This is a genomic window from Streptomyces sp. NPDC037203 (assembly GCF_055605065.1).
Map to the genome: position 1 here is coordinate 288,489 of NZ_JBVJUC010000007.1, position 23,627 is coordinate 312,115.

The 23,627-nt window shown below is 73.1% G+C and carries 16 protein-coding genes; 5 read left to right on the plus strand and 11 right to left on the minus strand.

Going from position 1 to position 23,627, the window contains the following annotated elements:
* Nucleotides 1-155: 155 nt before the first annotated feature.
* From ACZ7EC_RS21375 to ACZ7EC_RS21385, 3 genes are all read right to left on the minus strand, one after another.
* Nucleotides 156-2,354 (minus strand): ABC transporter ATP-binding protein, encoded by a 2,199-nt coding sequence (locus tag ACZ7EC_RS21375; protein ID WP_471064689.1) that lies wholly within the window; start codon nucleotides 2,352-2,354, stop codon nucleotides 156-158.
* Nucleotides 2,355-2,495: 141 nt separating this feature from the next.
* Nucleotides 2,496-3,254, minus strand: coding sequence for an NUDIX hydrolase (locus tag ACZ7EC_RS21380; protein WP_471064691.1), 759 nt, complete (start codon nucleotides 3,252-3,254; stop codon nucleotides 2,496-2,498).
* A gap of 106 nt (nucleotides 3,255-3,360) precedes the next feature.
* Nucleotides 3,361-4,917: a DUF4192 domain-containing protein gene (locus ACZ7EC_RS21385; RefSeq protein ID WP_471064693.1), complete on the minus strand. Its 1,557-nt coding sequence runs from the start codon at nucleotides 4,915-4,917 to the stop codon at nucleotides 3,361-3,363.
* 133 nt (nucleotides 4,918-5,050) lie between these two features.
* Here ACZ7EC_RS21385 and ACZ7EC_RS21390 point away from each other — a divergent pair, with 133 nt between their 5' ends.
* Both ACZ7EC_RS21390 and ACZ7EC_RS21395 read left to right on the plus strand, forming a co-directional pair.
* Complete coding sequence (locus tag ACZ7EC_RS21390; RefSeq protein WP_471064695.1) at nucleotides 5,051-7,231, plus strand: RecQ family ATP-dependent DNA helicase; 2,181 nt, start codon at nucleotides 5,051-5,053, stop codon at nucleotides 7,229-7,231.
* A 1,091-nt stretch (nucleotides 7,232-8,322) separates the two neighbouring features.
* Complete coding sequence (locus ACZ7EC_RS21395; protein WP_471064697.1) at nucleotides 8,323-8,937, plus strand: hypothetical protein; 615 nt, start codon at nucleotides 8,323-8,325, stop codon at nucleotides 8,935-8,937.
* 175 nt (nucleotides 8,938-9,112) lie between these two features.
* Here the strand turns inward: ACZ7EC_RS21395 and ACZ7EC_RS21400 are convergent, their stop codons facing one another.
* From ACZ7EC_RS21400 to ACZ7EC_RS21415, 4 genes are all read right to left on the minus strand, one after another.
* Nucleotides 9,113-9,736: a hypothetical protein gene (locus ACZ7EC_RS21400; RefSeq protein WP_471064699.1), complete on the minus strand. Its 624-nt coding sequence runs from the start codon at nucleotides 9,734-9,736 to the stop codon at nucleotides 9,113-9,115.
* A 69-nt stretch (nucleotides 9,737-9,805) separates the two neighbouring features.
* Entirely contained in the window at nucleotides 9,806-10,507 is a 702-nt protein-coding gene (locus tag ACZ7EC_RS21405) for a ribonuclease HII (RefSeq protein WP_471064701.1), read from the minus strand.
* A 330-nt stretch (nucleotides 10,508-10,837) separates the two neighbouring features.
* The gene (locus ACZ7EC_RS21410) at nucleotides 10,838-12,253 is read right to left on the minus strand and encodes an MFS transporter (protein ID WP_471064809.1); all 1,416 of its coding nucleotides are present in this window, start codon (nucleotides 12,251-12,253) and stop codon (nucleotides 10,838-10,840) included.
* 95 nt (nucleotides 12,254-12,348) lie between these two features.
* Entirely contained in the window at nucleotides 12,349-13,008 is a 660-nt protein-coding gene (locus tag ACZ7EC_RS21415; RefSeq protein ID WP_471064703.1) for a TetR family transcriptional regulator C-terminal domain-containing protein, read from the minus strand.
* 266 nt (nucleotides 13,009-13,274) lie between these two features.
* Between ACZ7EC_RS21415 and ACZ7EC_RS21420 the strand changes: the two genes are divergently transcribed.
* Both ACZ7EC_RS21420 and ACZ7EC_RS21425 read left to right on the plus strand, forming a co-directional pair.
* Nucleotides 13,275-16,208, plus strand: a complete 2,934-nt coding sequence (locus tag ACZ7EC_RS21420) for a type I polyketide synthase (protein ID WP_471064705.1) — start codon at nucleotides 13,275-13,277, stop codon at nucleotides 16,206-16,208.
* Nucleotides 16,111-17,343 (plus strand): phosphopantetheine-binding protein, encoded by a 1,233-nt coding sequence (locus tag ACZ7EC_RS21425; RefSeq protein WP_471064810.1) that lies wholly within the window; start codon nucleotides 16,111-16,113, stop codon nucleotides 17,341-17,343. Before ACZ7EC_RS21420 ends, ACZ7EC_RS21425 begins: the two co-directional genes overlap by 98 nt.
* 149 nt (nucleotides 17,344-17,492) lie before the next feature.
* On the opposite strand, the gene ACZ7EC_RS21430 is transcribed toward ACZ7EC_RS21425, so the two are convergent.
* The 3 genes from ACZ7EC_RS21430 to ACZ7EC_RS21440 form a co-directional block, all read right to left on the minus strand.
* Complete coding sequence (locus ACZ7EC_RS21430) at nucleotides 17,493-18,398, minus strand: ADP-ribosylglycohydrolase family protein (protein WP_471064706.1); 906 nt, start codon at nucleotides 18,396-18,398, stop codon at nucleotides 17,493-17,495.
* A gap of 12 nt (nucleotides 18,399-18,410) precedes the next feature.
* Nucleotides 18,411-19,070 (minus strand): histidine phosphatase family protein, encoded by a 660-nt coding sequence (locus ACZ7EC_RS21435; RefSeq protein WP_471064707.1) that lies wholly within the window; start codon nucleotides 19,068-19,070, stop codon nucleotides 18,411-18,413.
* 199 nt (nucleotides 19,071-19,269) lie between these two features.
* On the minus strand, nucleotides 19,270-19,875 hold the full coding sequence (locus ACZ7EC_RS21440) for a YdbC family protein (RefSeq protein WP_471064708.1): 606 nt from the start codon (nucleotides 19,873-19,875) through the stop codon (nucleotides 19,270-19,272).
* 153 nt (nucleotides 19,876-20,028) lie between these two features.
* On the opposite strand from ACZ7EC_RS21440, the gene ACZ7EC_RS21445 reads away from it, so the two are divergent.
* On the plus strand, nucleotides 20,029-20,562 hold the full coding sequence (locus ACZ7EC_RS21445; protein WP_471064709.1) for a TerD family protein: 534 nt from the start codon (nucleotides 20,029-20,031) through the stop codon (nucleotides 20,560-20,562).
* A gap of 127 nt (nucleotides 20,563-20,689) precedes the next feature.
* On the opposite strand, the gene ACZ7EC_RS21450 is transcribed toward ACZ7EC_RS21445, so the two are convergent.
* The gene (locus ACZ7EC_RS21450; RefSeq protein ID WP_471064711.1) at nucleotides 20,690-23,587 is read right to left on the minus strand and encodes a vitamin B12-dependent ribonucleotide reductase; all 2,898 of its coding nucleotides are present in this window, start codon (nucleotides 23,585-23,587) and stop codon (nucleotides 20,690-20,692) included.
* Nucleotides 23,588-23,627 lie beyond the last annotated feature (40 nt).

Sequence of the window (23,627 nt, forward strand, 5' to 3'; positions counted from 1 at the left end):
TCGGCGTCGTCTCCAACTCCCTTGAGGTCTTTGGTGAAAAGCACACGAAAGGGTGATCGCTCACACCGTCGCAATTGACGCCTTATCGGAAAGAAACGAGCCGCCCGCGGGGAGTTGTGGGCACAAGCGGCATCAGAACCGTAAGAGGCGTGGTCTCAGGCCCTGGCGCGCAAGGTCGTGAACAGATAAGCGCACAGCAGTACCGCCAGGGACAACGCCATTGCCCCGCCTACGGGTTGGAGGAGCAGCCGCGCCACCGCGAGCAGGTAGCGGTCCCCTGCGAGCGGCCACGGCAGCAGGAAAACCTCCCGCGTCCGCGCCGGGAGATCGGCCACCGCGTGCTCGGCCGGCCCCCGGAACGCCGTGCGCAGCAGGGGTACGAGGGCCACGGGTACGGCGAGGACGGCGGCGAGCCCGCCCGAGGTGGACCGGAAGAGACCGGCGGCGAGCACGCCGGCCCAGGCGCACCCGGTGACGAGTGCGAGCCAACTCGCGGCCAGCGGGAGCCAGTCGTCGGGGACCTGGGTCATCTCCCTGCCGTAGACGAGGTAGAGCGCTTCGGCGTCGCAGCCCGCGACGAGGAAGGCGAGCAGTGCCGCGGTGGCACCGGAGACGAGGAGTTTCGCGGCCAGCAGCCCGAGCCGGCGGGGCACGGTGCCGCGGTCGGCCGCGAGGGCGGGGTGGCGGAACTCGTCCCCGAAGGACAGCGCTCCGAGCAGCCCGGCGGCGAGCGCGGCGGGTGGCAGCGGCAGTTCCCGCGGCCAGGCCGCGAACAGCCGCGCCTGCGGGGTGTGGCCGATTCCGGCCAGCGCCACGGCCGTGAGCACGGACAGCACGAGCGCCGCGCCGCAGGTCAGCCATCCGGTGCCGACGCCCATGGCCCGCCGCAGCTCATAGCGCAGGGGGCGCAGGGGGGTGGGGGCGGGACGGATGGAGACGGGGGGCGGGAGGGGGGAGCGCGGGTCGAAGGCCCGGACGCTCTCGTCGCCGCCGGTACGAGGCTCGGGGTCCGTCCGCCAGGGCCGACGGGCGGCGGGAGTTCCGGCGCGGGGCAGGAGGGTGCGGAGGGCGGAGATACGGGCGGGGGCGATGCGGGTGAGGGTGATGAGGGTGGCGGCGGTGCGGGTGAGGGCGGTGGGGGTGAGGGCGGTGCGTGTGTCGGTGGATTCCGGCCGTGCGGGACGGCGGGGAGTGGTCCCGGCGTCCACGGGCACGCGCGCTCCCGCCCGCGGCGGGGCCTCGGCGGGTTCGGCCGGCGAGGCCGGGGTGGCCGAAAGGGCAGGGGGCGCGGAGGAGTTGAGCTGGGACGGATTCCGCGGGACGGCGGACGAGGCGGTGGAATCCGTGTACGCCGCGGCGGGCGGGTCCGGGACGGAGAAGCCGAACACGGTTCTCCCGCGCTCCGGTGGCGTATGACCGGTCGCCGGGCCGCCCGCGGTCGGCGCGCACTCGGACAGTGCACCGGCGGTGCCGGAGCCGGGCCCCATGTCGCCTACCTCGTCGGCGAGTTGGTGGACGAGGATGCCGTGCCGGAAGGCCGTCTCGCCGACGACCGCGGTCGTGGTGCCGTACACGGAGAGGCGGTTGCCGTCCTCGCGGACCACCTCGACGGAACGGCGGCCGGTGCGGGCCTCCTTGGCGATCGCGGCCGCGAGGCGCCCCGCGTACGGGCTGCGCACGGCCACGCGCGGGCGCAGCCGGGTGCGGGCGAACTCCCCGGCCTCCTGGTCGGCGACGAGCCTGCCGGCGTCGAGCGTGATCACCCGGTCGGCGATGTGCGCGGCCTCCCTCGGGTCGCCGGTTGTCGTCAGCACGGTGCCGCCCTGGTCGGCGTGGGCACGCAGCATGCCGTGCAGCCACTGCGCCTCGGCGGGTGAGAGACCTGCCGCGGGATCGTCCAGGACGAGCGTGTGCGGGTCGGTCAGCAGAGCGCACGCCAGGCCGAGCCTGCGGTCCATGCCACGCGCGAGCGTGCCGAGGCGTTCCTCGCGGAGGCTGACGAGGCCGACCGCTTCCAGGACCTCGTCGGCGCGGCGCCCCGGCACGCCCGACGCCGCGCACAGCATGCGCAGATGACCGCGGACCGAACGGGCCGGATGCCCCGGTACGTCGCCGAGCAGCACGCCGACCTCACGCGCCGGATGGGGGATCCGGCACAGGGGCCGGCCCCTGAAGTAGGTGACGCCGCGCCCCGGCCGCAGGGCGAGCATCAGCCCCAGCGCCGTGCTCTTGCCCGCGCCCGCGGCCCCGAGGAGCACGGTGATCTGTCCGGCGCGCGCTTCGAAGGAGACGTTGTCGACGGCGGGCGGCCGCGCCTTGCGGGGGGTGCTGGTCAGTCCGAAGGCTTGGATCACTCGCAGCAAGATAGCGTGCGATGTTCGGTTTTTTGGTGTATGGGACGATTTAAAGAAGAATGCCACGCTCCCGCGTCGGCCCCTGTCCCCCATTCGACGCAACAAGGGCCCGGTTTCCGGCCGCGGCCGGGCCGGCGTCGGTCAGACTTCGGGGCGCAGCATCGGCGGGTTGAGCAGCGTGGCACCACCGGCCCGGAACAGTTGGGCCGGGCGGCCGCCCTGGCGTGTGGTCGTGCCTCCCGTCGGAACGAGGAACCCCGGAGTCCCGGTGACCTTGCGGTGGAAGTTGCGCGGGTCGAGGGCCACCCCCCACACCGCCTCGTACACCCGGCGCAGCTCTCCGACGGTGAACTCGGGCGGGCAGAACGCGGTGGCCAGCGACGAGTATTCGATCTTCGAGCGGGCCCGCTCCACGCCGTCGGCGAGGATCTGGGCGTGGTCGAAGGCGAGCGGGGCGACGGGCTCGCCGTCCCGGCCGTAACCGCCCTGCTGGAGCAGTTCCTCGACCGGGGCCCAGCGCGCGTTGCTGGCGTCGCCGCCCGCGCGGGGTGCGGGCAGGTCGGGGGCGAGCGCGAGGTGCGCGACGCTGACCACCCGCATGCGCGGGTCCCGGCCGGGGTCGCCGTAGGTGGCGAGTTGCTCCAGGTGTGCTCCGTTGCCCTGCGCGGGGGCCGAGGGATCGTGTGCGTGCAGCCCGGTCTCCTCGGCCAGTTCGCGCGCCGCCGCCTGGTTCAGGTCCTCGTCGGCCCGCACGAAGCCGCCGGGCAGCGCCCACCTTCCCTGGAAGGGCGGCTCGCCCCGGCGTACCGCCAGCGCGCACAGCGAATGACGGCGAACGGTCAGCACGACCAGGTCCACGGTGACGGCGAAGGGCGGAAAGGCTGACGGGTCGTAGGGCATGCCGCGATCATAGTCGTCTGCCTGACGATAAACACGTCCTTCCCTGGTGGGCACCGCTGGTGCTTCCGCTTCGTCGCGTTATGGGGCGGGCCGTCTCCCACCCGGTTCAGGTCGCGGACTCCTCCGTTCCCTCGGCGCGGAGACGGGTGCCTGCCGGATGCCGGGTGCCCTGTCGCGCGGTCCGGCCGGCAGCCGGACCGGAGCCCGTCGGCCGGAGTCGCCGACCGGGCACACGGGCGGCGCGGGGGCCGTCCCCGGTGGCGGCGAGGGCGGAGCGCAACCGGCGGCGCCGGCGGATACGCGCTGCCGGGTCCGGTGCGTCGGCCGGTACCGCTTCAGGGGTCGGTGCAGGGTCCGTCGGTTCCTCGGTCGCCGGTTTCGCGGCCGTGGGATCGGCGGGTTCCGGAGGCGTGACCGTGGGGTTGGCAGGTGCCGGAGGCGTGACCATGAGGTTGGCAGGTGCCGGGTTCGCGGCCGTCCGATTCGCGGGCGCCAGGGGCTCCGCGGACGGCGCGCCCTCCGCCGCCGGTTCCGTGCCCGGCGCTCCCCCGGTCCGGCCCGGCCGCAGGCAGCGGCGGATCGACTCCACGTCCAGTCCGTCATTGCACGCCTGGTGCAGGAGGCGGGCGAAGAGGTAGTCCGGATCGGCTGCCATCGCCATGGCCAGGGCCTCTCGGGCCTCCAGTTCGTCGCCGGTGGACCAGGCGACCCAGCCTGCCAGGGTCAGCGGAGCGGCGGCGTGCTCGGCGTACGGCCCGACGCAGCGGCGGGCGAGGGTGCGCCAGAGCCGGAGCGCCGGGGCCGCCTCGTCGCCCTCCATCCACGCGGCGGCGCGGTCGCGGGTGTCGCGGTCCTGGAGGCCCAGGATCAGCCGTGCCGCCTCGTCGTGTCCGATCAGGCCGTCGTCGCGCAGGTCGGCCGGGAGGGCGCCCGCGACCGGGTTCGCCGCGGCGAGGCGGTGGAGGGCGCGCTCGGCGAGGACGATGGTCTCCTCGGCCACCTCCGCACGGCCCGCCTCGTCGAGGATGCGGGGGACCAGCGCCAGCCCGGCCGCGTCGAGAGCGGCCTCCTGCTCCCGCGCCGCGGCGGCCTCCCAGGGCTGGAGGCGGGCGCGCAACTCCTTGAGGGTTCCGCGGACTTGGAGGCCGGCGTAGGTGGCCGCGGCGGCGAGGACGGAGGTGCCGGGCAGCCCCATCGGCCGACCGTCCTGCGGACAGCAGTCCTCGACGGGGCAGCAGTACGACCAGTAGCGGCCGTCGGAGACGCACAGTGCCTCGATGACCGGCACGTCGAGCTCGCCGCACTGGACGCGCAGCAGATGGACGAGGCGGGCGAGACGGCGTTTGACGTCCCGGCCGCGCTCTCCGGGCGCGGGTTCCTGGCAGACGTAGGCCACCATCTGTTCGGGTTTGGCGCCCCGCCGCTCGCTGCCGGTCACCAGGCCCCTGGCCAGTTGCCGCGCGGCCTCTTCCCAGTCCTCCTCGTGCGCGGGGATGCCGAGCCGGGCCCGGCCGCCGAACCTGCCCTTGCCTCCGCTGTCGTGCAGGGCGACCAGGACCATGCTGTCCTCCGGCCGGTAGCCCAGCAGATAGGGCAGGGCGTCGGCCAGCTCGGCCGCGGAACGCAGGGTGATCTGCGCGGTGGTGTCGCTGTGATTCGTCATGCGCCGACGATCCCGCGGATCCGTCGATCCCGCTCGGGCCTGTGGATAAGTCGAATCAGGGACACGACAAGGCGTCGCGGGTTGTCCACAGATCCGCCGCCGGCCCGCCCGTTCGTCGGTCCCGTCCTGTTGTATGGAACGCATGGAGCACGAGCACACGAGCAACGCGGATCTCCGGGCACGGGCGGACGCCGTCCTCGCCCGGCTCGTCGGGGACGCCACCGGCGCCGCCCGGCTGCGCGAGGACCAGTGGCGGGCGATCGAGGCGCTGGTCGCCGAGCGGCGCCGGGCGCTGGTCGTGCAGCGCACGGGATGGGGCAAGTCCGCGGTGTACTTCGTGGCGACCTCGCTGCTGCGGGCCCACGGCAGCGGGCCGACGGTGATCGTCTCGCCGCTGCTCGCGCTCATGCGCAACCAGGTGGAGGCGGCGGCCCGCGCCGGCATCCACGCCCGGACCATCAACTCCTCGAACACCGAGGAGTGGGAGGACGTGCAGTCCGCGATCGCCGCCGGGGAGGTCGACGTCCTGCTGGTCTCGCCCGAGCGGCTCAACAACCCCGACTTCCGCGATCAGGTCCTGCCCAAGCTGTCCGCGGCGACCGGGCTGCTGGTCGTGGACGAGGCGCACTGCATCTCCGACTGGGGCCACGACTTCCGCCCCGACTACCGGCGGCTGCGCACCATGCTGGCCGACCTCCCGCCCGGCGTCCCCGTGCTGGCCACGACGGCGACGGCCAACGCGCGCGTGACCGCCGACGTCGCCGAGCAGCTGGGCACCGGCGGCAACTCCGACGCGCTGGTGCTGCGCGGCCCGCTGGACCGGGAGAGCCTGAGTCTGGGCGTGCTGCGGCTGCCGGACGCGGCGCACCGGATGGCCTGGCTCGCCGATCACCTCGACGACCTGCCGGGCTCCGGCATCGTCTACACCCTCACTGTCGCCGCCGCCGAGGAGGTCACCGCGTTCCTGCGGCAACGGGGCCACACCGTCGCCTCGTACACGGGCCGGACGGAGAACGCGGACCGGCAGCAGGCGGAGGAGGATCTGCTCGCCAACCGGGTCAAGGCGCTGGTCGCCACCTCCGCGCTCGGCATGGGTTTCGACAAACCCGACCTCGGATTCGTGGTCCATCTCGGCTCGCCCGCCTCCCCCATCGCCTACTACCAGCAGGTGGGCCGGGCCGGCCGCGGGGTGGAGCACGCGGAGGTGCTGCTGCTGCCGGGCCGGGAGGACGAGGCGATCTGGGAGTACTTCGCCTCGCTGGCCTTCCCTACCGAGGAGCTGGTGCGGCGCACCCTGGACGTCCTCGCCCACGCGGACGGACCGCTGTCGCTGCCCGCGCTGGAGCCCCTGGTCGAGCTGCGCCGCTCCCGGCTGGAGACCATGCTCAAGGTCCTCGACGTGGACGGGGCGGTGCGCCGGGTCAAGGGCGGCTGGCTCGCGACCGGGCAGCCGTGGTCGTACGACGCCGAGCGGTACGCGTGGGTGGCGCGGCAGCGGGCGGCCGAGCAGCAGGCGATGCGGGAGTACGCCGGCACCACCGAGTGCCGGATGGAATTCCTGCAACGGCAGCTGGACGACGAGGGGGCCAAGCCGTGCGGGCGCTGCGACAACTGCGCGGGCCCGCGCTTCACGGCCGACGCCTCCTCGGCGGCGCTGGACGCGGCGCGCAGCGATCTGGGGCGCGCGGGGGTGGAGGTGGAGCCCCGGCGGATGTGGCCGACGGGGCTCGGCGCCATCGGGATCGGTCTCAAGGGGCGCATCCCGGCCGGTGAGCAGGCGGCGCCGGGGCGGGCGCTGGGGCGGCTCTCGGACATCGGCTGGGGCAATCGGCTCCGGCCGCTGTTCGCGCCGCGGGCGCCGGACGGGCCCGTGCCGGACGACGTGGCCCGCGCCGTGATCGAGGTGCTGGCCGACTGGGCCAAGGGGCCCGGCGGCTGGGCGCCCGGCGCCGAGGGTGCGCAGCCGAGACCGGTCGGGGTGGTCACCGTCGCTTCGCGCAGCCGGCCCCGGCTCGTCCACTCGCTGGGCACGCGGATCGCGGAGACCGGGCGGTTGCCGCTGCTGGGGTCCGTGGCGTACGACGAGGACGCGCCCCGGATGCCGCGCAGCAACAGCGCGCAGCGGCTCAAGGCGCTCGACGGCGCGCTCACGGTGCCGCCCGCCCTCGCGGCGGCGCTGGCCGAGGCGAACGGTCCGGTGCTACTGGTCGACGACTTCACGGAGACCGGCTGGACCCTCGCGGTCACGGCGCGTCTGCTGCGCCGCGCCGGTGCGGAGGGGGTGTTGCCGCTCGTCCTCGCGATTCAGGGCTGAGCCGGGTGAGGGGCTTGCGGCACCAGGACCCAGGGGTTCGGCCCGAGGAGCGGGCGGTGAGCGGGCCGCCGAAAACGGGGTGCGGTCGGCAATCGGCCTGACGGCGGGATGGCGACCGATCCAACAGTCAGGCGGCGTCGGACCCGAGGATCAGGCGGCGTCGGACCCACCGGTCAGGCGGCGACCGACCTGCCCGTCAAGCAACGTTCGACCCGAGAGCCAGGCAGCGACCGACCCGCCCTTCAGGCGACGATCCACCCGAAGGCCGGGGGGGATCGCCCGGAAGGCCAGACGGTGGACGGCCGCCAGATCGGGGGCGTTGGGTCGCAGGGTGGGATGGCGACCGGCCCGAAGGTCAGACGGCGTCGGACCCGAGGACCAGGTGGCGATCGACCCGCCCATCAAGCGACGATCAACCCGAAGACGGGGTGGCGATCGCCCAAAGGCCGGACGGTGGACGGCCACCAGCTCGGGGGGGCAGCCACAAGGTTGGATGGCGACCGGCCCAAGCATCAGGCGGCGCCGGACCCGAGGGCCAGGCAGCACCGACCCACCCGTCAAGCAACGACCGGCCCGAGGGCATGATCGCTCCAAAAGCCGGACGGTGGATGGCCCCAGACCGGGCGGCGTTCGGCCACAAGGCGGGCTGACAACTGACCCGAACATCAAGCGGCACCGGACCCGAGAACCAGGCAGCGACCGACCCACCCATCAAGCGACGACCGACCCGAAGGCAAGCTGGCGACCGCCCCGAAGGCAAGCTGGCGACCGGCCCGGAGGGCAGTCGGTGAACGGCCCGGAAGGCAGGCGGCGAACGGCCCGCGGGGTGCGTGGTGTTCGGGGTACCCGTCCTGGAGGCGCGCGAGGGCCCCATGCGTCATCCGGCCGAGGCTTGGGTAGGGATATAAGCCACGCACCACCCGATACCCGGCGGCGGCCCCAATTGCTCGTTGCCGCATTCCAGTTCGACAGGAAGAATTGAGATCCGCTCCCCGCACGGCCCGGCCGTGATCCGGTCGGGCTTCGCTGCGGTGCGCGGTCCCCGAATCCGACCTCGCCCGCAGTGTGGGCGCGTAGCCGAAGGGAGGAACGTGACCTTCGGATTCGCCTCGTCCCCGGCGGCCTCGTTGACGACGTCCACCGCTTCCGCCAGCCGTGTGCTGGAGCCGGCGGAGTGGGCCGCCGCGGGAATCCCGCTGCTGCGCAACCCCCGTGAGGTCGTCAGCGGACTGCACGCCCGGCATCAGCCGCGGCCGTCCACCGCGGTCGTGGCCGTCCTCGACCCGGAGGAACGGCTGTGCGCCAGCGCGTCGTTCACCCGCCGGGCCGCTCCCGCGGACGGCTGGATGTTCCGCAACGCCCTGCTGTCCCAGCTGCGCCGGGTCATCCCGCACGACCTGCGCCGCCGTACCCCGGTGCGCACCGCCGTGCTGCTCTACTGCCGTGAGGGCGACGCGCGTTGGACCGAAGAGGACGGCGCCTGGATGTGGGGACTGCGCGACGCCTGCACGCTGCACGGGCTGCGGTGCGGCGCGTACATCACGCTGACCCACGAAGGCTGGCAGGTGCTGGGCGAGGGGCGCGGTGGCCGCCGTCCCCACGCGCACTCGGCGCCGGAGCCGCTCGCCACGGCGGATGCCCCGCCGCCCGTACCGCGCACCGGCGGACCGGTCTCCGAGGTCCTGCGCCGCGCGGCGGCCCGCTGAGGGACGGCGCGGGTCCGGCGCGCCTCCCCCGCCGGGGAATCCCCTGCCGCCAAGGCACCGGGGAAGGCGACAGCCGCCCCACGGCCGGTGCCGAGGCGCGCGCACGGCATGCCGAAGGGCGCACCGTGCGGTACTCCCTCGGGCGGCTGCCGACTCCCGGAGCCCCGCGTGTGGTTCAGGCGCCGGTGCCGAGGGCCGCGTTGATCTGCTGCGGGTCGCCGCAGACGATCAGCAGGGCCGTGGCGCGGGCGTGGGCCAGCGCGAGGACGTCGGCGGAGGGAGCACCGCCGTTGACGGCCACGACGACCACCGGGCGCGAGGCGGCGCGGGAGGCGATGGCGGCGTCCGTGTAGAAGACGTCGTCACCCGCGTCGTGCTGCGCCCAGTAGGCGGCTTCGCCGAAGGACAGTTCGTGCTCGGCCCACGGGTGCTGGGCACCCGTGGTGATCACCAGCACGTCGCCGGGAGCGCGGCCCGAGTCCAGCAGCAGGTCGACGGCCTCCTCGGCGGCGTCGACCGCACCCTCGGCCGAGGCCGGGATCAGCTGGATCTGCGGGCCCGCGACCGCGGTGGGGGCAGCCGGACCGGAGGGGGCGGGCTTGGCCGGAGCCACGTCACGCGGCGTGCGCTGCACCGGCGGCGTAGGCCGCTGAGGGCCGGGACGACCGGGGCGGGACGGCGCCACGGGACGGGGGCCGGGTACGGGGCGAGGGGTCGGGGCGGTGCGGCCGCTGGCCGGCGCGACGCGGGGACCCTGGGCACTCTCGTGAATCTGAGGCTCCTCGGGAATGAGAGGCATGAGCTGATTTTTATCAAACGTTGAGGTGGCGCTGATGAACGGGGTGGCACATCAGTGCGATCGGAACCGTCAGAAGTCGAAGCCGAGCTGACCCTCGATTTCCGGAACGCTTCCGTCCGCCCAGTTGCGGGCCTTCTTGAGGTGCCGCCACTGGGGCAGCGCATCAAGATACGCCCACGACAAACGGTGGTGCGGGGTGGGGCCCCGCTCCTCCAGTGCGGCCTTGTGCACGGGCGACGGATACCCGGCGTTGTCCGCAAACCCGAAGTCTGCATGGTCGACAGCCAGTTCGGCCATCATTTTGTCGCGCTGAACCTTGGCGATCACCGAGGCCGCCGCGACGGCGACGCACGAGCGGTCGCCCTTGATCACCGTGCGGACCTGCCACGGGGTGCCGAGGTAGTCGTGTTTTCCGTCGAGGATCACGGCGTCGGGGCGGACCGGCAGGGCGTCCAGGGCGCGGACCGCGGCGAGCCGCAGTGCGGCCGTCATCCCCATGGCGTCGATCTCCTCGGGGGAAGCATGCCCCAGCGCGTAGGCGGTCACCCATGACCGCAGGATCTCGTCCAGGGCGGTGCGCCGCTTGACGGTCAGCAGCTTGGAGTCGGTCAGGCCCGCGGGCGGTCGGCGCAGTCCGGTGATCGCCGCGCAGACGGTGACGGGCCCGGCCCAGGCGCCGCGCCCCACCTCGTCGACACCGGCGATGACCTTCGCTCCGGTCGTGGCGCGCAGGGAGCGCTCGACGGTGTGGGTGGGAGGTTCGTACGGCATGGCGCCCTTAGATTACGCCGCCGGGGGCGCCGGCCGACACCCCGGTCGCCCGGAGGGCGGTGGAAGTGCCGGCCGACGGGGGGCCGTAGCGGAATCCGGATCGCCGGATTTGCGGCAGCATATCCAGGGGGGTGGTCGTCATGATGGCCGCGGGAGCGGGGCAGGGGTGGACCACCGGCCGTTCCCGGATGCCCGGATCTGGTTCGCTCGCAGCGGGGTTGCCCCGGAGGAGCGCGCTCGTCGGCCACCCCGACCTCACCCGCCCCGCACGCGGACCGTCCCGAATGCGGTCGCACCCGCGAATCGCGTCCTGCTCCGGGTCGGAGCAGGTCAGGCGGCCTCCTCGCGCGGGATGTACCGGACGCTGAGGACGATGACGGCGAGGAAGCAGAGCGCCACCAGGGCGACGCTCAGGCGCAGGCCGAGCAGGGTGTCGGGCATGCCGATCAGGGAGCCGAGCAGTGCCACGCCCATCGCCATGCCCACCTGGCGGGAGGTGTTGAGGACACCGGATCCGAGTCCGGCGTAGGCCGGGTCGATGGCCAGCAGCGCGGCGGCGTTCAGGCTCGGGGAGAACACACCGCAGCCGAGGCCGGTCAGTCCGGTGCCGACCGCGAACAGCGGCCAACTGGCCTGGCCGGTGACCCCGAGGAGCAGGGCGCTGCCGACCAGGGAGGACAGGGCGCCGGTCCACAGCAGGAACCGCGGCCCGCGGTGCACGAGGCGGCGGTTGAGGACGATGGTGCCGAAGACCCAGGCGACGGAGAAGGGCAGGAAGTACACGCCGGTCCGCTCGGCGCTCAGGCCCCACCGCTGCTGGAGGTAGAGGGCGAGCATGAACTGGAGCCCGTAGCCGCCGAACTGGAAGGCGAAGCCGTTGGTCACGGAGGCGGAGAAGGCGGAGCGGCGGAAGACGGCCAGCGGAAGCATCGGATGCGGGGAGCGGGCCTCGACGGCGACGAACGCGACGGCGGTGAGCACCGAGACGGCCAGCAGCAGAAGCGGGACGGGGGCGGCCCAGCCCAGCGAGCCGCCCTCGATGAGGTAGGCGACGCTCGCGGAGAGGGCGACGATGCCGGTCAGCTGGCCGGGCAGGTCGGCGGCGCGGGACGCGCGGCGGGGGGTCTCACGGGCGTGGCGCCGGGCGAGGTGGAGGGTGACCAGGCCGACGGGCACGTTGATGACGAAGATCGAGCGCCAGCCGAACAGTTCGGTCAGGGCGCCGCCGCCGAGCGGGCCGGCGACGAGGGCGAGGCCGCCGGTGGCACCCCAGACCGTGATGGCCTTGGCGCGCTCCAGCGGGTCGGGGTAGGTACGGGCGATGATCGCCAGGGTGGTGGGCAGCAGACCGCCGGCGGCGACGCCCTGGAGGAAGCGGGCCACGACCAGGACGGTCAGGTTCGGGCTGAGCGCGCACAGCAGGGAGGCGGCGGTGAACGCGGCGAGCGAGGAGACGAACAGCCGGCGCGCCCCCCAGCGGTCGCTGATGCTGCCCGCCGTGAGCAGGAGGGCGGCCAGCGGGATGGTGTAGCTGGTGACGACCCACTGGAGGGCCGCCATCGAGCCGTGCACGTCGCGTTCGATGGCCGGCAGGGCGATGTTCAGGGCGCTGCCGTCCAACAGGATCATGAAGAACCCCAGGCAGACGGCGGCAAGGGCGAGCGCGGCACGGCGCCCGGCACGCGCCGGGTCGGCCGACGGTAAGGACGGGGCCGCGGCCGGAGGTGTGGGCGCGGGCGCAGGCAGGGTTGCGGCCGCGGGCGCAGACGTGGCCTCGGGCGCAGTCGCGGGCGGGGCTGTCCGCTCTCGCCTCGCGTTCGTCGGTGCGTCGGGGACGGTGGTCATGACGAGAGCCCTCTTTCGGTGGGGGTGATGTGCAGTGCGGTGATGTGCGACGGCGGGCGGGGGCCGGGGTGGGCCTCGAGCCGCGCCAGGGCACTCTTCGCCGCCTCCGTGGCCCGCCGGAACGCCGACGGGTCCTGCCGGGCGCGGGCGAGCACGTAGCCGCCCTCGACCGTCGCGATGACGAGTGAGGCCATGGCCGCGGCATCGGTGTCCGCGCGCAGCTCGCCGTCCCGTACACCCTCGGTGAGCACGTCGGCGATGCGCTGGTGCAGCCATGCGAAGAACTCGGCCACGGGCGCGCGGAGTTGGTCGTCGGCGACGACATCGGGGTCCTGGACGAGCCGGCCGACGCGGCAGCCGGCGAGCGGGGCGCGTTCCATGTCGAGGAAGGCGCCGACGCGCTCCAGTGCCGTCGTACCGCCACCGAGCGCGGCCTCGGTGGCGCGGCGCAGTCGCTCAGCGGAGTGCCGGATGGCGGCGGCGGCCAGGTCGGCCTTGCCGGAGAAGTGGTGGTACATGCTCCCCTGTCCGGCGCGGGAGCGTTTCTGGATCATCGCCGGGCTGGTGGCCGCGTAGCCGCGTTCCCACAGCAGTTCGGCGGCGGCCTCGACGAGGAGGTCCTTTGTCGGCTTCACGTCGGCGGCTGTCGGCTTCATGCCGCGACCGTACATACTAGTAGGTACAGAAGGCAAGGCCGGATATTCGCCCCGCTCCGTCACCTCGGGTGACGACATCGATCACGCAATGCGGTCCCGCATGCCGAGACGATCTCTGAGACACCGATATAAGTCTCGGGGTCAAACTTGGTCGCCGGTGTAACTTTGCATCGCCCTTGCACCGCGCACCTCAGAACCCGTCCCGCCCTCCCGCGGCGAGGCGGTGGGTGTTTGTTCTCATCGGCTCTGATCGAAGGTGAACGTACGTGGAGCGCTTCCCGTGCGCAGGTGGCGTCCCCATAGCCGTCGTCGGCATGGGGTGCCGCTTTCCGCGCGCCAACAGCATCGCGGAATTCTGGGATCTCCTGATGGCCAACTCCCAGGCCGTGACCCGGATCCCCGAGGACCGATTCGACATCGACGACCACTACGCCGGCCGGACCCCCGCGCCCGGCAAGACCGTCTCCCGTGACGGCGGTTTCCTTGATGACGCCTTCTCCTTCGACGCGGCGTTCTTCGGGATCTCGCCGGTCGAGGCCAGGAGCATGGACCCGCAGCAGCGCATCCTGCTGCACGTCGTATGGGAGGCGCTGGAGTCGGCGGGGATCGCGCCGGCCGGCCTGGCCGGCTCCCGCACCGGCGTGTTCGTCGGCCAGGCGACCGCCGAGTACGGCGAGTCCGGCCGCCCCGCCGAGGGCCCCGGCGTCCGGGACACCGTGGGCGGGCGCCTGCGGGCGGTCACCGCGGGCCGTGTCTCCTACGCCCTCGACCTGCGCGGACCGAGCCTGGTGCTGGACACGGCGTGCTCCTCCTCGCTGGTGGCGGTGCACGCCGCCCGGCAGAGCCTGCTGACCGGGGAGAGCGACCTGGCGATCGCGGCGGGCGTCAACATCATCGTGTCCCCGCAGGACTCCATCGCGTACTCGCAGGGCGGCATGCTCTCGCCGGACGGCCGGTGCCGGTTCGGCGACGCGTCGGCCGACGGGTTCGTGCGCAGCGAGGGCGTCGGCGCGGTCGTCCTCAAGCCGCTGCCGGACGCGCTGCGCGACGGCGACCCGGTGCTCGCACTGCTGCTCGGCAGCGCGGTCACCAACGACGGGCAGGGCAGCGGGCTGTTGCTGAAGCCCGCGGTCTCCGGCCAGGTGCAGATGCTGCGTGAGGCGTGCCGCAGCGCGGGCATCGAACCGGACCAGCTGGACTACGTCGAGGCGCACGGCACCGGCACGCCGACCGGTGACACCGTGGAACTGCGGGCGCTGGCCGAGGCGGCGGGCGGTGAACGGCCCTTGCGCTGCGGGTCCGTGAAGACCAACATCGGGCACGCGGAGGCCGCCGCCGGCATCGCCGGGCTGATCAAGACGGTGCTGATCGCCCGCCACGGCGTCATCCCCGCCTCCCTGCACCTGTCCGACCCGCACCCGCTGCTCACCGGCGAGCGGCCGGCCGTCCGCGTCGTCACCGAGAACGCCCCGCTCGACAAGGCCGGTCCGCGGGGGCTGCTGGGCGTCAGCTCCTTCGGTCTGTCCGGTACCAACGCCCATGTGATCGTGGGTGAGTTCACCGACGAGCGGCTACCGGCCGCACAGACCGCTCCGATGTCCGGGGGCCCCCGGCTCCTGGTCCTCTGCGCCCGCTCGGCCGCGGCGCTGCGGCGCCTGGCGGCGTCGTACGCGGACCATCTCGGACCGGACGGCGCGGGCCGCGGACAGGCGCTCGGTGACATCTGCGCGACCGCGGCGACGCGCCGCGACGCGGGCCCGCACCGGCTGTGGGCGGTCGGCGCCTCGCACGACGAACTGGCGGCGGTGCTGCGGTCATTGGCCGCGGGCGAGCGCACGGCCGACGGCGGGTTCGGCGAGGCGGGCTTCACCGGCCCGCGGCGCCGCGTCTTCGTCTTCTCCGGGCAGGGTTCCCAGTGGCTCGGCATGGGACGCGGCCTGCTCGCCGCGAACGAGGCGTTCCGGATCGCGCTGCGCGCCTGTGACCGGGCGGTGCGCGAGGAACTGGGCTGGTCGGTCGAGGAGTTGCTGACGGGGGAGGCCGACCGGTTTCCCGGCGGTGTGGAGTTCGTGCAGCCCACGCTGTGGGCGGTGCAGGTGGCGCTGGCGGCGGCCTGGCGGGATCTCGGTGTGGAGCCCGAGGTGTGCGTCGGGCACAGCATGGGCGAGGTGGCGGCGGCCTGTGTCAGTGGCGCGCTGTCGCTGCGGGACGCAGCGGCGGTGATCTGCCGCCGCAGCCGGCTGATGGGCCGGATGGCGGGCAAAGGCGCCATGCTCGTCGTGGAGTTGTCCGCCGACCGGGCCCGCGAGGCCGTCGCCCGTACCCCGTCGGTGTGCGTGGCTGCCGAGAACTCCCCCACCTGCACCGTGCTCGCGGGCGACCCGGACGCCCTGACGGACCTCTCGGCCCGGCTGGAGGCGGAGGGGGTGCTGTGCCGCCCGGTGGACGTCGACGTGGCCTCGCACTCCCCGCAGATGCGCCCGCTGCACGCCGAACTGGCCGCAGAACTGGCGGGTTTGTCGCCCCGCACCGCCGATACCGCACTGTTCTCCACGGTCCGCTGCTCCCCCGTGACCGGTCCCGCACTGGACGCCGGCTACTGGGCGGACAACCTCTGCGAACCCGTGCGGTTCCATACGGCGATGCGACAACTCGCGGCTCAGGACGAGGGGTTGGGCAGCGTCTTTCCTGGAGATCAGCCCCCACCCGGTGCTCACCGCCTCGGTCACCGACACGCTCGCGGCCGACGCGGCGCCCGGCACCGCCGTGCCCTCGCTGCGCCGCGACACCGACGAGCGGGCCGAACTCCTGCGGGCGGCGGGCCGGTTCTTCGCGGCGGGCGGCCCGGTGGACTGGTCGCGGTGGTACGGCACTCCGGTACGGCCGGTCCCGCTCCCCCATTACCCGTGGGAGCGCACCGAGTTCCGGCAGGCGCCCGCCGCGCGCCCGGCGCCAAAGGCCCTCGTCGGCCGGGTGGATCTGGGCCGGTGGGGCATCGCCGCCTGGGCGGAGCAGTCGGGCGTGGCCGGGGCGACGGTGCTGCCGCCCGCCGTGCAGGTCGCCGCCGTACTCGACGCGGCCGCGCGGCACCTCCCCGAGGCGATGTTCGCGGTACGGGACGTACGGCTCGCCCCCTCCCCGGTTCTGCTCCCCGATCCCGAGGCGGCCGTGCTGGCCATCGCGCTGGAGCGGTCCGGTGACGCCTGGCGGGCGGTCGTGGAACTGGAGGAGCCGGACGGCGCCGCGGGGATCTTCTGCTCCTCGGCGCGGCTGTGCCCGGTGGACGACAGCGACGGCCACCGGGCGCCGGACGAACTGGACCGCGCCCTGGCCCGCTGCCGGCAGTACCTGTCCGCCGCCGGATTCCGCCGGCTCGCCCTCGGCTACGGCTTTGAGCTCGCCGAGACGTCCGGCGTGGAGCAGCTGTGGCGGCGGCGCGGCGAGGCGGTGGCGCGGATCCGGCCGGCCAAACCGGCGCCGGGGCTGTGGGAGACGGCACTGCTGCCGCTGCTCGCGGCCTGGCCCGAGGCGCGCCGGAGTGGCGAGGTGGACCGCGGTTTCCTGCCCACCGGCTTCGAGAGCGTCCAGCTCTACGGCGAGCTGCCGGACGACTTCTGGAGCCTGGCCGCCGTCACCGCGGGGCCCGGCCCGGCTGAGGCGCGCGGTGACGTGCTGGTCCTCGACGGGGAGGGGCGGGTGCTGGCGGAGTTCCGCGGGATCTCCCTGCGCCGTCCGGGGCACCCGCGGGGTCCGGAACGCCAGGGCCGCCCGGTGGCGTCCTCGCTGGTCGGCGCGCTGCCGGTCCGGCTGCCCCGGCTCGGGGGGTCCCTGCGGGACGCCCCTCGCCTCGGCCCCGCGCGGCCGCTGCTGTCCCGGTTCGCCACCATGATCCGGCCACCGGCGGCCGGGCGGTGGCTACGGCCCGACGAGCACCCGGCGGAGCAGCCCGCGCCGGGCCCGGTGGAGCGGTCCGCGCCACGCCCGGTGGAACGGTTCTCGCCGGGCCGGGTGGTGCGAGGCGCCGTGATCCCGGCGCACACCGGCAGGGCTCGGGCGACCGCCGCGCACGCGGAGCCCCCGTGCCCGCAGCCCTCACCCGCGGACCCCGCCGGCCTGCTGATCGCCGCCGCCTGCGAGGTGCTCGGCGTGGCCGGGGCCGATCTCGATCCGCGCCGGTCGCTGCGTGATCTCGGGCTCGACTCGCTCATGGCCGTGCAGCTGCGCAACCGGCTGAAGACCGGCTGCGGGGTGGACATCACCGCGGGACGGCTGCTGGGCGGGGAGAGCCTGGAGCGGCTCGTCCGGGACCTGTCCATGGGTGCGGCGCCCGTGTGATCCGGGCCGGCCGACTCCCGTCGGTGGAGCGGCAGTTCAGGGGCCGTCGCGCCGGACTGGCGTGACGGCCCCTGCTCTTGTCACGCGGGCGAACCCGCCAGTCCGTCCCCCTACCCCAACTACCCCCACCTGTCCCGGAGTTCCGCCGGTCAGACCGTCCCCGGCACCCAGTCGGGCAGCGCCTCGGTCCGCTGGGACCACTCGGCGGGCGGCGCCCCCGCCCCGCTGGCGGCGAGGACGCCGCCCACGATCGCGCAGGTGGTGTCCACGTCGCCGCCCGCCCGTGCCGTCGTCCAGAACGCCGTCTCGAAGTCGCCGAGTCCGCGCGCCGCGGACCACAGGGCGAAGGGCACGGTGTCATGCGCGGTCCTGCGGCGTCCGCAGCCCAGCACGGCGGCGACGGTGGCGGCGTCGCCGTAGTCGAGCATGTCGCGGGCGCGGCGCAGGCCCTGCCCGACCGCGCTCTTGGGGACCAGCCCGATCACGCCGTCGAGGAGCGCCTCGGGGGCGGGCGGGCCGTCCGGGGAACCGGCCAGGGCCGCGGCCGCCGCCACCGCCATGGCGCCGACCACCGCCTCCCGGTGCTGGTGCGTGGGGTAGGCGGAGATCTCGGCCTGGTGGGTGGCCTGCTCGGGGTCGTCGGCGTACCAGGCGCCCAGGGGCGCGGTGCGCATCGCGGCGCCGCTGCCCCAGGAGCCGCGCCCGTGGAAGAGGGCGGCGGCGGGCTCGCGCCAGTCCTCGCCCTGGCGGACGAGGCCCAGCAGCCGGCTGGCGGTGGGGCCGTAACCCCGGTCCGGGTCGTGGTGCTCGGCGAAGGAGTGGGCGAGGGCGTCCTGGTCGATGCGGCGGTGGGCGGCGAGCACGGCGAGGACGGAGCAGGCCATCTCGGTGTCGTCGGTCCACGGCCAGGGTCCGGGCGGCAGCTCGCGGCGCTTGAGCAGGGCGTGCTGGGCCGGGACGAAGAACTGGGCGCCCAGGGCGTCCCCGACGGCCAGTCCGCGCAGGCTCGCCAGGGCGCGCTCAAGGCGTGCGCGGGGGGAGAAGTGTGCGGTCATCGCTCTGCCACTTTATCCGGTGGCCCAGTCCGGCACCGGTTCACGCCAGCGCTCGAAGGGCCGGTCGAGTGTGTAGCGGCCGTCCTCGCCGAGGACGAGCATCCGCATCTCGGCGTTGCCCGGATTGGACAGGGATTCGAATTCGGCGACCGTCCAGTGGAACCAGCGCATGCAGAACAGCCGCATCGCGAGGCCGTGGGTCACCAGCAGCACGTTGGGCGGATGGTCGGGGGCCTCGAAGCTGCGGAACAGGCTCTCCAGGAAGCCGCCGACCCGGTCGTAGACGTCGGCGCCGGACTCGCCCTGGGGGAAGCGGAAGAAGAAGTGGCCGTAGGCGTCGCGGTAGGCCTTCTGGAGGCGTACGTCGTCGCGGTCCTGCCAGTTGCCCCAGTCCTGCTCGCGCAGCCGGGGCTCCTCGCGCACGCGTATGAGGTCGGGGTCGAGCGCGAAGGCGCGCAGGGTCTCGTGGGTACGGCGGTACGGCGAGACGTACACGCTCACCTGTTCAGAGCCGAACAGCTCCCGGAGCCGTTCGCCGGTCTCCTCAGCCTGCCGCCAGCCGAGGTCGGTCAGCGCCAGGGCGTGGTCCGGCTCGCGCTCGTACACGGAGTCGTCGGTGTTGCCGGTGGACTCGCCGTGCCGGACGAGGACGATGCGCCGTGGTCGTGCCATGCCGAAACCCTAGATCGGGGGGCGGCGAACCGGGGAATCGAACGGGGCCCATACAGCGCACGTCACACCCCCGACTCCCGGACCGACCGGCCGGTATTCCGGGGCCGACCGATCCAGGACGGCTGATGCCGGAGGTTCCGTGACGGCCGGGGCTGCTTTGATCGCGGTGGCCGAGGCTGGTTGATCGCGGCGGCCGAGGTTAGACGATCCAGGACGGCTCCAGGTCGACGATGTCCCCGGACAGGGCCGCGATGTCCGCCTCGGTCTGGGCGCGCAGGGCGAGGCGCTCGATCCGTTCGGTGCGGTACTTGCCGTGTTCGGCGGCGGCCCGCCACATCGACAGGATCAGGAACTCCTGCTCGGGCGCCTCGCCGAACATCCCCCGGATCATGCCGGGCGAGCCCGCCATGGCCGGGTTCCAGACCTTCTCCTGCATGAGGGTGAAGTGCTCCACCCGTTCCTCGCGGACCCGGCACAGGGCGAGCCTGAGCAGGTCGGAGTCGGTGAAACGGGGTTCGAAGCCGGTCTTCACGTCGAAGCGGTACTCGAAGAGCCTGACCTGGGCGTCCTTGAAGGTGCCGGCCTGGGCGGCGGCGAGGCGGTCGTGGGAGCGGGCCATGAAGGAGTCGTAGAAGGCACGGCTCTCCCAGAAGGCGACGATGTGCGCCACGTCGGGCCGCCGCCGGCTCCAGCCCCCGCCCTGTCCCCGGAAGCCCGGCTCTCCGGGAAGCCCCGCCCATTTTCGCTGCCCCCGCTCGAACCCCCGGCGGTCCACCACGGTGCAGCGAATCCACTTGACCAGCACCGCGCCATGGTAAGGCCAGCGGACATGGCGCCGGTCACACTCCGGCGCAGTTCGTCCGCGCACGCGGAGCCGGGTACGTGGCACGATGGGCAAGGATCCTCGGCCGCCGCACGGGAGTTGGGGACGAGGTGCGCACAGGGAAGGGGAGGCCCGGTGACCGGTTTCAGCAAGGGGATGCGCAAGGTCGAGGTCGCGCTCAAGTGGGACCCCAGTCCCGCGGGTACACCACCCACCGATCTCGACGTCATCGCCGCGACCTTCGACGCGCGGGATCCCTACGGCGCCCCGGCGTACCTGGTGCACTTCGACAGCCGTTCGCCCGACGGCACCATCTTCCTCAACCGTGACAGCACCGACGGGCGGGGCTTCGGCTGGGACGAGGTGATGACCCTGGAGGTCGACCGGCTCAGCGAGCGCTACGGCCGCGTGGTGGTGGGCGTCGTCATCCAGCAGCAGCCCGCGCGCCGTACGTTCTCCGGTGTCCTCAACCCCGCGATGCGCGTCCGCGAGGGCTACACCGTGCTGTCCGAGGACGACTTCGCCTCGGTGCACGACGCCACCGCCGCCACCATCGCCGAGTTCGTCCGCAACGACTCCGGCGAATGGATCTTCCACCCCGGCGTCCACGGCTTCCACGAGGACCCGGAGGACTTCACACGGGTGATGGGCCGGGCCCACCAGCCCTGACCGCCACGCGGGTTACGGGCCGCCCCCGGCCTCGGTCGCGGTGGCCGGCACGGCCGCTCACCCGACGGCGAAGGGGCGCCGGCCAGTCGGCCGGCGCCCCTCACTTCAGCGGGTCAGTCGCGGAGCGTCAGCTGCAACCGCTCGTCGAGCCGCAGCCCTCGCAGATGTAGCAGGAGCCGGCGCGCTGCATCTTGGTGCCGCAGGAGAAGCAGAGCGGGGCGTCGGCCTGGATGCCCATCTGCATCTCCACCAGTTCGGCGCTGGTGTGGGCCTGCTTCGGGGCGGGCTTCACGGACTCGGCCTCGGCCTTCGGGGCCGCGACGGCCTTCGGCTCCTGGGCGCGGGGCGCCGACTGGGCCAGGCCCTCGACGTCGACCTCGTCGTCGGCCGGCTCGTAGGAACCGGTCTCCAGGTGCCGCTGGCGCTCCTCGGCGGAGTGGATGCCGAGCGCGGAGCGGGTCTCGAAGGGCAGGAAGTCCAGCGCCAGGCGGCGGAAGATGTAGTCCACGATGGACTGCGCCATCCGCACGTCCGGGTCGTCCGTCATACCGGCCGGCTCGAAGCGCATGTTGGTGAACTTCGAGACGTACGTCTCCAGCGGCACGCCGTACTGGAGGCCGACGGAGACCGCGATGGAGAAGGCGTCCATCATGCCCGCGAGGGTCGAGCCCTGCTTGGACATCTTCAGGAAGACCTCGCCGAGACCGTCGTCCGGGTAGGAGTTGGCGGTCATGTAGCCCTCGGCGCCGCCGACGGTGAACGACGTGGTGATGCCGGGACGACCCTTCGGGAGGCGCTTGCGGACCGGGCGGTACTCGACGACCTTCTCGACCGCGGTACGGATCGTGTCCTCGGCCTTCTCGGTGATCTCGGCCTTCTCCTCCTCCTTCTTCTTGGCGGAGAGCGGCTGGCCGACCTTGCAGTTGTCCCGGTAGATCGCGAGCGCCTTGACGCCGAGCTTCCAGGCCTCGAAGTAGATCTCCTCGACCTCCTCGACGGTCGCCGTCTCCGGCATGTTGACCGTCTTGGAGATCGCGCCGGAGATCCAGGGCTGGATCGCGGCCATCATGCGGACGTGGCCCATCGGGGAGATGGCCCGCTCGCCCATGGCGCAGTCGAAGACCTCGTAGTGCTCCTGCTTGAGACCGGGGGCGTCGATCACATTGCCGTTCTCGGCGATGTGGGCGACGATCGCCTCGATCTGCTCCTCCTGGTAGCCCAGGCGGCGCAGGGCCTGCGGCACGGTGCCGTTGACGATCTGCATCGAGCCGCCGCCGACGAGCTTCTTGAACTTCACCAGCGCGAGGTCGGGCTCGACGCCGGTGGTGTCGCAGGACATCGCCAGACCGATGGTGCCGGTCGGGGCCAGCACGGACGCCTGGGCGTTGCGGAAGCCGTTCTTCTCGCCGAGGCGGACCACGTCCTGCCAGGCCTCCGTGGCGGCGGCCCACACCGGGGTGTCCAGGTCGTCCATACGGACGGCCTTGCCGTTGGCGTCCGCGTGCTGCTTCATGACGCGCTGGTGGGCGTCGGCGTTGCGGGCGTAGCCGTCGTACGGGCCGACGACCGCGGCCAGTTCGGCGGAGCGGCGGTAGGCGGTGCCGGTCATCAGGGAGGTGATGGAGCCGGCCAGGGCGCGGCCGCCCTCGGAGTCGTACGCGTGACCGGTGGCCATCAGCAGGGCGCCGAGGTTGGCGTAGCCGATGCCGAGCTGGCGGAAGGCGCGGGTGTTCTCGCCGATCTTCTGGGTCGGGAAGTCCGCGAAGCAGATCGAGATGTCCATCGCGGTGATGACCAGCTCGACGACCTTCTGGAAGCGCTCGGTCTCGAAGGACTGGTGGCCCTGGCCGTCGTCCTTCAGGAACTTCATCAGGTTCAGCGAGGCGAGGTTGCAGGACGTGTTGTCCAGGTGCATGTACTCGCTGCACGGGTTCGACGCGGTGATCCGGCCGGACTCGGGGCAGGTGTGCCAGTTGTTGATCGTGTCGTCGTACTGGATGCCCGGATCGGCGCAGGCCCACGCGGCCTCGGCGATCTTGCGGAACAGCGACTTGGCGTCGACCTCCTCGATGACCTCGCCGGTCATCCGGGCGCGGAGCCCGAAGTCGCCGCCCGCCTCGACGGCCTTCATGAACTCGTCGTTCACGCGGACCGAGTTGTTGGCGTTCTGGTACTGGACGGAGGCGATGTCGTCGCCGCCCAGGTCCATGTCGAAGCCCGCGTCGCGCAGGACGCGGATCTTCTCCTCCTCCTTGACCTTGGTCTCGATGAAGTCCTCGATGTCGGGGTGGTCGACATCGAGCACGACCATCTTGGCGGCGCGGCGGGTGGCGCCACCGGACTTGATGGTGCCGGCGGAGGCGTCGGCGCCGCGCATGAAGGAGACCGGTCCCGAGGCGTTGCCGCCGGAGGAGAGGAGTTCCTTGGAGGAGCGGATGCGGGAGAGGTTCAGGCCGGCGCCGGAGCCGCCCTTGAAGATCATGCCCTCTTCCTTGTACCAGTCGAGGATCGACTCCATGGAGTCGTCGACGGACAGGATGAAGCAGGCGGAGACCTGCTGGGGCTGCGGGGTGCCGACGTTGAACCAGACCGGGCTGTTGAAGCTGAAGATCTGGTGCAGGAGCGCGTAGGCGAGCTCGTGCTCGAAGATCTCCGCGTCGGCGGGCGAGGCGAAGTACTTGTGGTCCTCACCGGCCTTCCGGTACGTCTTCACGATGCGGTCGATCAGCTGCTTGAGGCTGGTCTCGCGCTGCGGGGTGCCGACGGCACCGCGGAAGTACTTGCTGGTGACGATGTTGACCGCGTTCACCGACCAGAAGTCGGGGAACTCGACGCCACGCTGCTCGAAGTTGACCGAGCCGTCGCGCCAGTTGGTCATGACGACGTCACGGCTCACCCACTCGACCTCGTCGTACGGGTGCACGCCGGGGGTGGTGTGGATGCGCTCGATGTGCAGTCCCTTGGTGCCCGCCTTGCCGCCCTTGGCTCGGGAACCTCGTGCCGGACCGCTCGCCGTCTCTGTCATGCCGCCTCCCTGATACGGGCAAAACGCCCTGAAGTGCCCC